Annotated in this window: 11 protein-coding genes; 4 read left to right on the forward strand and 7 right to left on the reverse strand. The window is 39.3% G+C overall.

Features of this window, described 5'->3' with window-relative positions; genetic code table 11:
• Window positions 1–243: 243 nt before the first annotated feature.
• The 3 genes from tyrS to ACST14_RS00015 are packed head-to-tail and all read right to left on the reverse strand — an operon-like array spanning window position 244 to window position 3,282.
• Entirely contained in the window at window positions 244–1,533 is a 1,290-nt protein-coding gene (tyrS, locus tag ACST14_RS00005; protein ID WP_459461226.1) for a tyrosine--tRNA ligase, read from the reverse strand.
• Window positions 1,534–1,567: 34 nt separating this feature from the next.
• Window positions 1,568–2,776 carry an S-adenosylmethionine:tRNA ribosyltransferase-isomerase gene (locus ACST14_RS00010; protein WP_459459294.1) on the reverse strand — a complete coding sequence of 403 codons (1,209 nt, stop codon included), beginning with the start codon at window positions 2,774–2,776 and terminating at the stop codon, window positions 1,568–1,570.
• Complete coding sequence (locus ACST14_RS00015; protein ID WP_459459296.1) at window positions 2,773–3,282, reverse strand: hypothetical protein; 510 nt, start codon at window positions 3,280–3,282, stop codon at window positions 2,773–2,775. The genes ACST14_RS00010 and ACST14_RS00015 overlap by 4 nt, the downstream gene beginning before the upstream one ends.
• Window positions 3,283–3,370: 88 nt before the next feature.
• Here ACST14_RS00015 and ACST14_RS00020 point away from each other — a divergent pair, with 88 nt between their 5' ends.
• Both ACST14_RS00020 and ACST14_RS00025 read left to right on the forward strand, forming a co-directional pair.
• Window positions 3,371–3,922 carry a cob(I)yrinic acid a,c-diamide adenosyltransferase gene (locus ACST14_RS00020; protein WP_459459298.1) on the forward strand — a complete coding sequence of 184 codons (552 nt, stop codon included), beginning with the start codon at window positions 3,371–3,373 and terminating at the stop codon, window positions 3,920–3,922.
• A 12-nt stretch (window positions 3,923–3,934) separates the two neighbouring features.
• A complete protein-coding gene (locus ACST14_RS00025; RefSeq protein WP_459459299.1) occupies window positions 3,935–4,987 on the forward strand; it encodes a branched-chain amino acid aminotransferase in 1,053 nt (350 codons plus the stop codon).
• Window positions 4,988–4,996: 9 nt separating this feature from the next.
• On the opposite strand, the gene ACST14_RS00030 is transcribed toward ACST14_RS00025, so the two are convergent.
• From ACST14_RS00030 to ACST14_RS00045, 4 genes are all read right to left on the reverse strand, one after another.
• Window positions 4,997–5,572, reverse strand: coding sequence for a hypothetical protein (locus tag ACST14_RS00030; protein ID WP_459459301.1), 576 nt, complete (start codon window positions 5,570–5,572; stop codon window positions 4,997–4,999).
• 184 nt (window positions 5,573–5,756) lie between these two features.
• A complete protein-coding gene (locus ACST14_RS00035) occupies window positions 5,757–7,145 on the reverse strand; it encodes a BamA/TamA family outer membrane protein (protein ID WP_459459303.1) in 1,389 nt (462 codons plus the stop codon).
• 26 nt (window positions 7,146–7,171) lie between these two features.
• Entirely contained in the window at window positions 7,172–8,830 is a 1,659-nt protein-coding gene (locus tag ACST14_RS00040; protein WP_459459305.1) for an AMP-binding protein, read from the reverse strand.
• Between the two features lie 21 nt (window positions 8,831–8,851).
• Complete coding sequence (locus ACST14_RS00045; RefSeq protein WP_459459307.1) at window positions 8,852–9,640, reverse strand: biotin--[acetyl-CoA-carboxylase] ligase; 789 nt, start codon at window positions 9,638–9,640, stop codon at window positions 8,852–8,854.
• A gap of 93 nt (window positions 9,641–9,733) precedes the next feature.
• On the opposite strand from ACST14_RS00045, the gene rsfS reads away from it, so the two are divergent.
• Together rsfS and ftsH are read left to right on the forward strand one after the other, a co-directional pair.
• The gene (gene rsfS, locus ACST14_RS00050; RefSeq protein ID WP_459459309.1) at window positions 9,734–10,120 is read left to right on the forward strand and encodes a ribosome silencing factor; all 387 of its coding nucleotides are present in this window, start codon (window positions 9,734–9,736) and stop codon (window positions 10,118–10,120) included.
• 69 nt (window positions 10,121–10,189) lie between these two features.
• Window positions 10,190–12,358 (forward strand): ATP-dependent zinc metalloprotease FtsH, encoded by a 2,169-nt coding sequence (ftsH, locus tag ACST14_RS00055; RefSeq protein ID WP_459459310.1) that lies wholly within the window; start codon window positions 10,190–10,192, stop codon window positions 12,356–12,358.

The raw sequence follows: 12,358 nt of genomic DNA on the forward strand, positions 1-12,358 counted from the left end.
GATTTAAACACAGTATCTCTTCTTTATTTCTATCAACACGTCAAAGAACTCTTGTACCTCCAAAATAGACCAACAAAGCAACCCGCCTTGTCGTGAATTTAATCACCGTCTTTTCTTTCAGTCTTGCCCTAGAAACCGTTTGTTCCTAGCGATTGGGAGTGCAAAGATGTAGGATTATTTTATAATCTACAAACTGCACTCTAATTATTTTGTGTTTTTTTTGTTTGGGATACGAATCCTAGACTATTCGAAGGATAAAATATAATTTTTCTGCTTTCCGTTTCCTATCAAAAGGAATTTGCCCTTGATTTTATCGAAATTTAGTGGGCTGGCAGGGTCAGTGATTTTGACCTTATTTACACTGATGGCATTTCCTTGGATGGCTTTTCTGGCTTCTCCTTTAGATGAACAAATTAGATTTTCAGTTCCGACGCTGATTAGGTCGGTGAGGTTTTGGCATTCTGCTAATAAAGTAGCGGAAACTTCATGCACGGGTAATTGTGCAATAAGTGCATCAGAGGCATTCGTTAGAAGTTCAATAGCATCTTTAGAAAAGAGTAAAGCAGATGCTTCGATAACTAAGGCACAAAGGTCTGCTCCGTGTACGCGCGTTGTTACTTCTTCAGCTACGGCTTTTTGAAGGATGCGAAGGTGTGGTGCTTCTGAGTGAGCACGTTCCATTTCTTCGATTTGTTCCTTTGAAAATAACGTAAATACGCGGATTAAACGAGGTACGTCTGCATCCGCTGCATTTAACCAAAACTGATAGAAGGCGAAAGGAGAGGTTCTAGTAGGATCTAACCAAACATTTCCCGATTCCGATTTGCCAAATTTGGATCCATCTGCCTTAGTAACCAAAGGAGTAGTTAAAGCGAAGGCTGCGCGTTCTGTGGAATCCTCATCGTGTCCTTCTTTGCGGCGAATGATCTCTGTACCCGTGGTAATATTTCCCCACTGATCAGATCCACCCATTTGAAGACGCACATTTTTGTTCTTATATAAATGGTAAAAATCGTAGCCTTGTAATAATTGATAGGAGAATTCAGTAAAAGAGATGCCGGTTTCCAAACGCTTTTTGACCGAATCCTTAGACATCATATAATTAACGGTTAAGAATTTACCTGCTTCGCGTAGGAAACCTAGGAAGCTGAATTCTTTGAACCAATCATAATTATTAACCAGCTCAGCCGAATTAGCCCCGCCGTGAAATTCCAAGAATTTCTCTAATTGTGATTGAATGCCGATTTGATTTGCTCGAAGCGTATCTTCCGAAAGAAAATCGCGTTCAGCTGATTTTCCAGATGGATCACCTATCATTCCGGTAGCGCCACCCACTAAAGCGATGGGCTTATGACCAGACAACTGAAAGTGCTTTAAAAGCATTATGGCAGCTAAATTTCCAATGTGAAGACTCGGTGCAGTAGGGTCAAAACCGATATAAGCCACCGTCATTTCTTTGGCTAACTGATCCTCTAAACCAGGAATCATATCGTGTAACATCCCTCTCCAACGTAATTCTTCTATGAAATTTATCATCATCTGTTTTTTGCAAAAATAGTAAGTTCCGCTAAATATTCTTCTTTTTATATAATAAGGAGGAATCCCCATAACTAAGGAAGCGGTATTCGTTTTCCAAAGCTGCCTCATAAACCTTCTTCCAATCATCGCCAATTAAGGCGGCGATCAACACTAATAGAGTTGATTTTGGTTGGTGAAAATTAGTGATAAGCGCATCGCAGAAATGTAGCTTATAGCCCGGCATAATTAATATTTCCGTTTCTGCTAGCCAATGCTCTAATTTATTAGCCTTTAGATAAGCAAGAACAGCTTCTAATGAATCTTTGATGGAGATGCTTTTATCCCTCACTTCATACGCGTATTCTTTGGGAATGATTAAAGTTTCATTTTCCAAAGTTTTTTTTTCTATTAGCCAAACCCCACTCCAATATAAACTTTCTACAGCACGTAGAGAAGTCGTTCCGACGGGAATATAGGGTCCTTTGTGTGCTAATAAGGTTTCAATTAAGGCAGGGGTAAAGACTAATTGTTCCCGATGCATCGGGTGGTTTTTAACGTCATCTTCTTTTACAGGTAAGAAAGTCCCGGCCCCGACGTGCAAGGTTAGATACGTTTTCTGAATTAAGCGAAGGTCTAAATCGGCTAATACCTCATCGGAGAAATGTAAGCTTGCCGTGGGAGCGGCTACGGCACCCAGTTTTTCTGAAAACAAAGTTTGGTAACGATCGGAATCAGTAAGCTCTGCCTCGCGCTCCATATAAGGAGGTAAGGGTATTTTGCCGATTTCGTCTAATATTTGGGCAAAACTTTGGTCTGTATCCCAATTAATTCGAATCTGATTCTCCTCTCGATTTAACCAGGAAAAGCGTAAATCACCTTTTTTTAGCACATCGCCGTCCTTCCAGCGCTTTTTATTCCCCACTAGGCATTCCCAGGTAATTTCTCCTTTACTGTCCATTAATTGTTCAGTAGGAGCTGAGTCGGACGTAGGATGCAATAAAAATAGTTCGATCGCTACCCCATTCTCTTTGATTAGAGGAATGCGGGCAGGAATAACTTTGGTATTATTGAAAATTAATAAAGCATTCTCAGGTAATTGATCTGCTAAATTCCGAAATGCTTCATGCTGAATAGCCCCATCAGTAAAGACCAATAGTTTAGAATCGTGGCGGTTAGCTATAGGGAATTGGGCGATTTTCGATTCAGGTAATGGATAATCAAAGGCCTGAATGGGAATATTCGGCATTTGAATACTCATAGTTCCTCTTCGAATTTAGGGCTTGTGAATAATCGAATGGGTAAATATATCAGCCAAATCAATAAGAATACCACGCCCAAGGCTGGTATATAGCTGTAATCTGTTTGATTCGTTCTTTCGTCATTTAACATTAATAATGCTCTCATCACAAGGATTAAATAGGTATTAATGATGGCAGGAAAGAAGTGTAACCAGTTTACAAAGGTGCTTTTAATTGTCTCGTTGCCTTTTTCAGCAAAAACAGCCACGATTTGAGACCATTTTTCTGTTGGAATTTTCTCGATGGATTTGATCAATAATAGGGCAAAAACATTCAATAAAGTAATAATTCCGGCCACTAGGTAAAATATTTCTTCTTTTGGCAGAAATCCATCCCCTCGTCCTGTTTCACCAAAATGCACAGCAGTAGGATCAGGAAGGCCTCGGTAAATGAATAACAAGGAGATTCCGAACGCCACCATGGAAAAAATTCGCCAAACTCGAGATGCAAAATAGTCTATCGACATAGTTGATTAAAATGTCTGCAAAATTAGTTTTGAAATTCATACCGACCTAATCTTTATTTCTATTATTTTTGTAGATAAACCTAATATAATGGCAATCTATACAAAGAATGGTGATGGTGGATTTACTCGATTAGCGGATGGAAAAGGATTGTCTAAATCCGATGTTCGAATGGATGCTATCGGTGATATCGACGAATTAAATTGTCACCTGGGTGCTTTGATCTGTCAGCTAGACAAGGAGTTAGCGTCTAATTTGCAACCAATTCAGTCGAGTCTATTCGTTTTAGGCGCTCATGTGGCGAGTGATTCGAAGGAATATTTAGGGAATATGAAATTGATTTCTCTGCAAGATATAGTTGCGATTGAGGAGATGATTGATGAAATTGATGCTAAGTTAGCGCCTATGCGCTTCTTTATTTTGCCTGGTGGACATCCTACCATTGCCGCAGCTCAAATAGCTCGGACCGTTTGTCGACGTGCAGAGCGCAGCTTAATTCGCTGGGTTCAAGTGGAAGAAAAAGAAGATTACGCGACGGCAATCGCTTATGTTAATAGATTATCAGATTACTTATTTATGTTGTGCCGTTATTTACACCAATCATTGGACATCCCTGAGATACCTTGGAATTCCGGCAAATAGAAACAAAACTTTATGCAAATTACCTTTCAAAAAACGTCTAAATCTCGCTTAAGCGAGGTAGATTTTGACAATTTGGCTTTCGGCCGCAGTTTTGCTGATCACATGCTCGTCGCTGAATATGCAGACGGAGTATGGAAATCTGTCCAAATCCAACCTTATGGCCCTTTGTCTTATCAACCAGCGATGATGTCCATTCATTATGGTCAGTCGATTTTTGAGGGAATGAAAGCGTATCGTTCTAAAAAAGGGGAGGTATTGGTATTTCGTCCAGAAGAGAATATGAAGCGTTTTAATAAGTCAGCGCTTCGTATGTGCATGCCAGAAGTTCCAGAAGAAATTTTCTTAGGAGGTTTAAAGCAATTAATCCAATTAGATAATGCTTGGGTTCCGGAAAAGGAGGGAAGCTCGCTGTACATTCGACCCTTCATGTTTGCCACAGATGAGTATGTAGGGGTTTCGCCTTCTACTACCTATAAGTTTATTATTTTCAATTGCCCAGTGGGCTCTTATTATACAAAGCCCTTGCGTGTTCGAGTAGAAACAGAATTTATTCGTGCAGCAAAAGGGGGAGTAGGTTTTGCAAAGAACGCAGGGAATTATGGAGGATCTCTATATCCAACCGTTCAGGCGACTAAAGCTGGTTATGACCAAATTATTTGGACAGATGCGGCGACTCACCAATACGTCGAGGAAGCGGGCACAATGAATCTATTGTTCATTATAAATGGAGTCCTTGTTACAGCGCCTACGGGTGATACCATTTTAGATGGTGTAACGAGAAAATCGGTGATTCAAATTGCCAAAGATTGGGGCGTTGAAGTGCAGGAGCGTCTTTTGTCAGTGAAGGAATTAGTGGAAGGAATAAGCTCTGGTCAAGTTACCGAGGCCTTTGGCGCTGGAACTGCTGCTGTTATTGCTCCTATTCAGACGATTGGTTTTGAGGGAACAGACTATGAGCTACCTGCTCGCAAAGAGAATGATTTTTCTGCCAAAGTATTTAACGAAATTAGCCAAATTCGATTAGGCGAAATCGCTGATACGCGCGGTTGGATTTATAAAATATAATAGCTGTTTTTAGTCTGCCGATTGAAAGCTGATCTTAATGCCCGGATCCTTAGGAGTACTTACGTTCTCTAATTCGATTCGGGTATTTTTATTTTTAGTCCAAAGGATTTTTTTTCCATTTACCTCGGATACCCCAAATTTAGCATCCAGATAGCTTTTCCATTTTTCAATAAGTGGTTGTACGTCTTCACTTGAATCCACAAAAATATCATACATGATGGCTTGCAATTTATTTTGTTCATTTGGGACGTAAGTGATATCGCTAAAATTCAAATCGGATTCATCAAAATACAGCGTATACGACTTACCTTCATCAGGTTGTGTTTCAGCTAAGTCTAGCGAGTCTGTAATGGAATTAAAGTCTTGTCCCCAGATTGTATTTCTGATGATTTTACTAGGGCTTAAAGTTAGTTTCTGCACCCATTCTCCACTATCTTCCCAAGCAGCCGTGATGGCGACCATTTGAGCGCTTTCGGAATTATCGCTTTTCTTTTCCTGGCTACATGATTCTAAACAAATCATTGCAGTAAAAAAAATTAAAAGGGTCATTAATGAAACAATTTGTTTATTTAATGGGTTCTTCATTTTAAGATAGTTTGGACTTATTTTTTTTAATACTCAAAAATAAATCATTTTCGTCAATGATAATAAAAATTGTTATTTTTGGAAAAATTATTCGATTTAAAGGGCTTAAGCCTTAAAAATATATAAGATTATTAGTGGTTAGGTATTTTTAAAATGAGCCGGTCTTTGATCGGCTTTTTTTTGTCTAAAATTCCCTTCCAATACTAACTACTAGACCTGATTTCCCACCATTAACTATGGGTACACCTAGTTTACAAACAAAATTATAATAGGTCACAATATCAAAACCCAGCCCCATGCCATAAATCCATCGATTAGCAAAGCGCGTAGCGGATAATTCTGGATTAGGCTGGTGCACATAAGCAAAATCAAAAAATACGGTTGGATAAACCGCTATCGGCATTTGGTTAAATTGCTTATACGGAATGAATTTAATCGGAATGATTTTATTAAATAACTGGTACTTAAAGGTGTTTTTAGAAAGTAAATAATTAGTGCCATCAATGACGTTTAATTCATAACCACGCACATTATCATTTCCATATCCAAGCGCTTGCAGGTTCGCGTAGGGAATATTTTTATTTTCTTGAGTTAATTTGGCCTTCCATTGGGTGGTGATGAAAAAATTAGAGCCCAAATCGAAAAAATAAGCAATCGAAGCTTTCACATCCCAATAGTTCAAGGCATCTTGTGCTAGTATGCCATAAAAATTATAACCTAAGTCGATCTTCTTTCCTCTCAGGGGATAAGGAGCGAAATCTCTAAAATCGTATGAATAAGCATAAGTTAATTGCAAGAAGTTTTGCTCATTCGAACCTTTATAATAATAATTCGGATTTACTTGTCTGATGGTGTCTGCTACTACCGAATGGCTATACCGAATCTCGGCAAAGTGAAAATCGTAAAACTTGAGACGTTTGCGAAAGCTTAAAGCCCCGCTCCAGCGTTCACGTAGAATTTTATCGCTACTTAAAATCTGTAAAGTGTCATTTATGGTCCTGGCAGCAAGATTTTTATTAGTAGTATAGCTGAGTGCGGCTCCTAAGCCGAGCGTCTTTTTTATATCAATGTAGGGGTTAGAATAACCTAATTCTAGCCGCTGCGTAAAGCCTGTCTCCGCTTTAAAGCTGAGTCTTTCGTTTCTTCCTCTGAAGTTGTTGTGAATAAAATGAGCTCCATAAATAGTACGCTCTAAGGATCGGCCTCTAGACCACCAATCATTTAGATTTCGGTCAGCTAATTGAAAGATAGGGTAGGCTAATAAATACCACTGTTCTAAGAACTCGTAGGTAATTTTAATATGATCTGTTTGACTTTGGTGATAATCCCCCTTTACCCAAATAAATAAATTGGTATTGTTCAGTTTTCGTCGATTGAATTCCAGTCGACTATCTAATTCAGAAATTAAAATAGAGTCGCCAGGTAGAAAGTCCAATTCTCTCAGAAGGATATTGTCTCTCGTTTTATCGTTTCCTTTAAAAATGACACTATCGACTGTAATGTATTGCGCCTTCACTGTTCCTGTGAGAAACAAGTAGAGAATTAGAATTAAAAGGAGGCGGATTGACTTCACCCCGCAATTTAGTCATTTACAGTGATTTATTCATAAACAATCGTCTCCTGACTAGCATACCAAGGTTCGAAATTTGCTTGGTATTTTTTTTCTATGCTCGGCCGTTTAATCTTCATAGTAGGCGTCAAACATTCATTTTCTACGTTCCAATCTTCCTTAACGATCACCATTTTCTTTAAATGTTCATAATTTCTTAATGCAGGATTGACTTTATCTCGAAGGAGTTGTAAGGCGCTTAAAATATCAGATCGATCTTTCGATTTCCCCAGAGCGCTAAGGACAACGAGTACAATCGGCTGCGGTAGATTAATACCCACAACGCAGACCTGTTCAATGTATTCATGGGTGTTTAATTTGTTTTCGATTGGCGCTGGGGCTACATAATGTCCTTTAGCTGTTTTAAAATTATCTTTAACGCGGCCTATGATGGAGATAAATCCATCATGACTCAATTCGCCTTGATCCCCTGTTTTCAACCATCCGTCCTCTGTGTACAATTCCTGTGTTAAGGAAGGCTCCTTGAAATAACCTATGGTATTATATGGAGCTCTCATTTGAATCTCCTGCGAAATTGGATCAATACGAGTTTCGCAATCAGGATGAATTCGGCCTACTGTTCCGAGTTTGATTTGATTGCGTGGCATAAGTGTGGTTAAGCCCATATTTTCTGTCATTCCGTATGCCTCCTGGATAAAGATGCCTAGTTTTTGAAACCAAACCATCAGCTCTTCCGATATGGGTGCAGCACCCGTAACGGTTAGTTTTGCACAATCAAGTCCGAGCCCTTTTTGAATCTTTTTCTGAATGATATTTTTGACAATTGGAATGCTGAGTAGAAGATTCAGTTTCTTTTGGCCCCCAATTTTTTGTAAAATTCCCTCCTGAAATTTAGCCCAAATACGCGGCACAGCTAAGAAATGCGTTGGTCTAGCGCTAGCTAGATTCGTAGAGAAAGTGTCTAAGTTCTCCACAAAATATATAGTTCCACCCGCAGCTGTCGCTGAAAATTCGACGAAATTTCGTTCTGCAATATGGCACAAAGGTAAATAAGAGATAAATCGAGTGTCCGCTAAGTCTAGTAAGGCGATTTCTCGAGCCATATTAATTCCGGTTTCAATTCCCCCGTAATTGATCATAACTCCTTTAGGCATACCAGTGGTTCCTGACGTATAGACGATAGTGGCAATATCGCTGGGTTTTGGCTGAGGAATTGTCGAAATTTCAGAGGTGGTTTTAAGAATATCTGACCACTGAATCCCTGTTTTTTCTGTACTTTCTGGGGTATGAATCAGTAAGATATTCGTAGGAATTCCGTCTTTGATTTTGTCCCAATTGTCTAATTTGCCAACAATTAAAATTCGGCACTCGGAATGAACTAATACCTGGTTTAGTTGCTCTTTAGTAAGGGTCGCATAGAAAGGGACCGAAATAGCTCCTGCTGCCGAAATCGCCAAATCTGCCATGATCCAATGGGCAGAGTTTTTGGATAAAATACCTACATTTTTCGAACCCTTTTTCAGGTAATCTTGAATGTATCGTGCCATTTTTCTTACCTCTACAGCAGCATCGGAATAAGAGTAGTCAATGAATTGATTTCCTAGAGGTTGTCTTAAATAAAGTTGCGTTGGAGTTTGTTCAGCCCAATGAAGGAAATTCTCCAAATTGCTTTGGTAATGTGATATCATAATAATCCAGTGTAGAGGTATTTATGAAGGGAAAATAAAACTTATTTCCTTCAAATCATAGGATTCTACCGTGAATTTTTTTTCAATTTCTAATAATCCTTGCTCATTTACACCTAAAATTTTTCCTTCAAATTTTTCATTTGAAGCTTCGTATAGAGTCCACTGCAAGCGTCTAAATAGTTTTTCATGATAAATTTCGTCGATACGCTTAAATTGCTCTTCATTAAACAGGGAGTATGATTCTTCTATTCCTAGTGAGATATAGTCATAGATTTCGGGCAGAGAGATGGCTTGCTTTAGGTCCAAATAGGATCGAAGAGAGTGACCTCTCATATTTTCAAATTGAGTTTGGTTGATATTTAGTCCAATTCCGATGATGGAGAAGCTCCACTTACCCGCTTGAAAATTATTTTCAATTAAGATTCCACCCATTTTTATGCCATCCAAATAGATGTCATTAGGCCATTTGATTTCAAAATTAAAACTTTCGCCTTGCGTTGCGCGCGACCAGGATTCCAATCCGGATAAAATTCCGTTTGCTATGGCTTTGCTGAGATAGAATTGCTTCTCTACTAAGTGGTGTGGAGGTCGCAATAAAATAGACAAGGTGAGGTTTAAGTTTGGTTCCGTATCCCAGGTATTCCCTCGTTGACCTCGACCAGCCGTTTGATGCCCCGCTATCCAAGCAAATCCTTCCGGTAAATCTTCGTTTAAAGCCTCTTGAAAGGCCATAGAATTTGTCGATGAACAAATGTCTACATATTTACTCTTTTTGCCTATGAAGCGGGTGGGGGCGTGGTAATTGTTCAATTATTATTTGTAATTTTAGGGTTACAAGAACAAATTTAGATTTTTATTCGTTATAGGTTTCTTGTTATACAAATTAATACAGAAAAAACATTTATGAGTAAAACTCTTAAGAAAGTCGCTAAGCAAGTCGATGCGTCAGAAGAAATGGTGAGCTGGGTGGTAAAAGGCATGCAGGATAAAAAAGCACAGGAAATTACGGTGTTGGATTTACGTAAAGTGGATAACGCTTTTACGGACTTTTTCGTGATTTGTTCAGGTACTTCAGATACGCAAATTGATGCGATTGCTGATTCAGTGGATAAAGAAGTTTGGGAATCAGGTAAAATTCACGTTCGTGCAGTGGAAGGAAAAGCAAACCGCGAGTGGATTTTGATGGATTATTATGACGTTATAGTTCATGTATTTTTGAAAGATAAACGTGCTTTCTTTAAGTTAGAAGAGTTGTGGGGAGATGCAAAATTCACGGTTTTCCCAGATTAATTTTATTTTTAGATTTATAGAACCTTTGCACCATTCTAGGTGTTTAATGCCCAACAATAAAAATATAAAATGGCCAAACAAGGTAACAATTTCAAAAATGCGAAGCGCTCTGGCTTACAACCAAGAATGCCTAAGAAACCAGTAGGTGGATTCCAAAGTTGGATGGTAGTAGGTTTAGTGATCGCCGTTATTAGTATGTTTTTCTTCTCGAAAGAGACCACATTGCAGCCCATTACCATAAAACAGTTTGAATCTATGTTGATTCAAAAAGAGGTGGAGAAGGTTATTATTGTGAATGATAAAATAGTCGAAGTAAGTCTTAAGTCGGCTTATATTCCGAAATATTTCAAGAAAAATACGACTCAGAAATTAGCTCCTACGGCGCAGGTTCCTCACTTTGAATTCGAAATTAATTCAAAAGAGAGCTTTGAGCGTTTTTTAGAAGATCGCCAGAAAATGTTCCCGCGCAATGAGCAAGTGATGGCTTCTCCGGAGACTAGAACGGGTCCACTGGACTGGTTAGGTACTTGGGGTTTCTTCATTTTGATGGGATTAAGTTTCTACTTCTTGTTCTTCCGCATGGGTGGTGGAGCTGGCGGTGGCGGTCAGATATTCAATATTGGTCGTTCACGTGCCACTTTAATCGAGGGTGAATCGAAGGTAAAGATTACTTTTGATGATGTAGCGGGATTAGATGAGGCTAAAGAAGAGATTCAAGAGATTGTTGAGTTCTTAAAATTCCCTAAAAAATTCACCGATTTAGGAGGTAAAATCCCGAAAGGTGCGCTATTAGTAGGCGCTCCTGGTACGGGTAAAACCTTATTAGCAAAAGCGGTTGCTGGCGAAGCTGGTGTGCCATTTTTCTCGCTTTCTGGTTCTGACTTCGTTGAAATGTTTGTGGGTGTAGGAGCAGCACGTGTGCGTGATTTATTTAAGCAAGCGAAAGAAAAATCGCCTTGTATTATCTTTATTGATGAAATTGATGCAGTAGGTCGTTCCCGTGGTCGCGGTTCAATGCCTGGTGGCAACGATGAGCGTGAAAATACGCTAAATTCCCTTTTAGTGGAAATGGATGGTTTTGCAACGGATTCGGGTATTATCATTATGGCGGCAACAAACCGTCCGGATGTATTGGATCCTGCTTTGCTGCGTCCAGGTCGTTTTGATCGTCAAATTTCGATTGATAAACCCGATATTATTGGACGTGAAGCCATCTTTAAAGTCCATTTAAAGCCATTGAAATTAGCAGCTGATACGGATCCTAAAGAGCTTGCAGCTCAAACTCCTGGATTTGCTGGTGCTGAAATCGCAAACGTTTGTAATGAGGCTGCCTTAATCGCTGCTCGTCGTTCTAAAACAGCAGTTGATATGGATGACTTCCAAGAGGCGATGGATCGCGTGATTGGTGGTTTAGAGAAGAAAAACAAATTGATTTCTCCTGAAGAGAAGAAAATTGTTGCTTTCCATGAAGCGGGGCACGCTATTGCGGGTTGGTTTTTAGAGCATGCGAATCCGTTAGTGAAGGTTTCAATTGTACCTCGTGGTGTAGCGGCTTTAGGCTATGCACAATATTTGCCTAAGGAACAGTTTTTGTATCGCACAGAGCAATTAATGGATGAAATGTGTGTGACCTTAGGAGGTCGTGCAGCAGAAGAAATTGTGTTTGGTAAGATTTCTACCGGTGCTCAGAACGATTTAGAACGTATTACTAAATTAGCCTATTCTATGGTGACCATTTATGGTATGAATGAGAAATTAGGTAACATATCTTACTACGATTCGAAAGGTTCAGAATACCAGTTTAATAAGCCGTATTCTGAAACGACAGCACGTGAAATTGATGAAGAAGTTCGTAAAATCATCAAAGAAGCTTACGAGCGTACGAAGAAATTGTTAACATCGAAGAAAGATAAATTGACAATTTTAGCCGAGCAATTATTGGAAAAAGAGGTATTGTTTCAAAGTGATCTAGAGGCTTTAGTAGGCCCACGTCCATTCGAACAATTAACCTCTTACCAAGAGTTTATCAAAGGCGAGACAGAGAAGAAGCGTAAAGATGCAAAAGATGAGCGCGATTTAGCAGAGGAAAAGAAAAATGCGCCTAAGAAGGCTGAGGTAGTTAAAAAGACCCCAGTAAAAAAGACGCCAACAAAAAAGGCGCCGGCTAAAAAGCCCGCAGCCTCTAAAGAAGTGGCTGCGAAGCCAAGAGCTAGAAAGCCTAAAGCTACAGATAGTTAA

The organism is Aquirufa sp. A-Brett2-15D, from assembly GCF_054558735.1.